Origin of the sequence: Streptomyces sp. NPDC059477 (assembly GCF_042749375.1) — a bacterium.
Lineage (GTDB): Bacteria > Actinomycetota > Actinomycetes > Streptomycetales > Streptomycetaceae > Streptomyces.
This window is the reverse complement of sequence record NZ_JBHYUG010000174.1, coordinates 1-1,670: the sequence shown is the minus strand read 5'-3', so window position 1 is coordinate 1,670 and position 1,670 is coordinate 1. Positions and strand designations below refer to the sequence as shown.

The window sequence follows — 1,670 nt, the reverse complement described above, 5'->3', positions numbered from 1 at the left end:
AAGTTTCCGTGTTTCGTTTTGTTCAGTTTTGAGAGAACTATCTCTCATATATAAATGTATGTTCTTTGAAAACTAGATAACAGTGTAGCTCATATTTTTTAATTTTTAGTTTGGTTAAGTTAGAAAGGGCGCACGGTGGATGCCTTGACACTAGGAGTCGATGAAGGACGGGACTAACGCCGATATGCTTCGGGGAGCTGTAAGTAAGCTTTGATCCGAAGATTTCCGAATGGGGAAACCCACCATACGTAATGGTATGGTATCCTTATCTGAATACATAGGGTAAGGAAGACAGACCCAGGGAACTGAAACATCTAAGTACCTGGAGGAAGAGAAAGCAAATGCGATTTCCTGAGTAGCGGCGAGCGAAACGGAACATAGCCCAAACCAAGAGGCTTGCCTCTTGGGGTTGTAGGACATTCTATACGGAGTTACAAAGGAACGAGGTAGACGAAGCGACCTGGAAAGGTCCGTCGTAGAGGGTAACAACCCCGTAGTCGAAACTTCGTTCTCTCTTGAATGTATCCTGAGTACGGCGGAACACGTGAAATTCCGTCGGAATCTGGGAGGACCATCTCCCAAGGCTAAATACTCCCTAGTGATCGATAGTGAACCAGTACCGTGAGGGAAAGGTGAAAAGCACCCCGGAAGGGGAGTGAAAGAGATCCTGAAACCGTGTGCCTACAAATAGTCAGAGCCCGTTAACGGGTGATGGCGTGCCTTTTGTAGAATGAACCGGCGAGTTACGATCCCGTGCGAGGTTAAGCTGAAGAGGCGGAGCCGCAGCGAAAGCGAGTCTGAATAGGGCGTTTAGTACGTGGTCGTAGACCCGAAACCAGGTGATCTACCCATGTCCAGGGTGAAGTTCAGGTAACACTGAATGGAGGCCCGAACCCACGCACGTTGAAAAGTGCGGGGATGAGGTGTGGGTAGCGGAGAAATTCCAATCGAACCTGGAGATAGCTGGTTCTCCCCGAAATAGCTTTAGGGCTAGCCTTAAGTGTAAGAGTCTTGGAGGTAGAGCACTGATTGGACTAGGGGTCCTCATCGGATTACCGAATTCAGTCAAACTCCGAATGCCAATGACTTATCCTTAGGAGTCAGACTGCGAGTGATAAGATCCGTAGTCAAAAGGGAAACAGCCCAGACCGCCAGCTAAGGTCCCAAAGTGTGTATTAAGTGGAAAAGGATGTGGAGTTGCTTAGACAACTAGGATGTTGGCTTAGAAGCAGCCACCATTTAAAGAGTGCGTAATAGCTCACTAGTCGAGTGACTCTGCGCCGAAAATGTACCGGGGCTAAATACACCACCGAAGCTGCGGATTGATACCAATGGTATCAGTGGTAGGGGAGCGTTCTAAGGACAGTGAAGTCAGACCGGAAGGACTGGTGGAGTGCTTAGAAGTGAGAATGCCGGTATGAGTAGCGAAAGACGGGTGAGAATCCCGTCCACCGAATGCCTAAGGTTTCCTGAGGAAGGCTCGTCCGCTCAGGGTTAGTCAGGACCTAAGCCGAGGCCGACAGGCGTAGGCGATGGACAACAGGTTGATATTCCTGTACCACCTCTTTATCGTTTGAGCAATGGAGGGACGCAGAAGGATAGAAGAAGCGTGCGATTGGTTGTGCACGTCCAAGCAGTTAGGCTGATAAGTAGGCAAATCCGCTTATCGT

The 1,670-nt window shown here is 49.1% G+C and carries 1 rRNA gene; it reads left to right on the top strand.

Annotated features, from left to right (window positions below):
• Window positions 1–112: 112 nt before the first annotated feature.
• Window positions 113–1,670: ribosomal RNA gene (locus ACFXAZ_RS39175) — 23S ribosomal RNA — on the top strand; the annotation flags it as partial.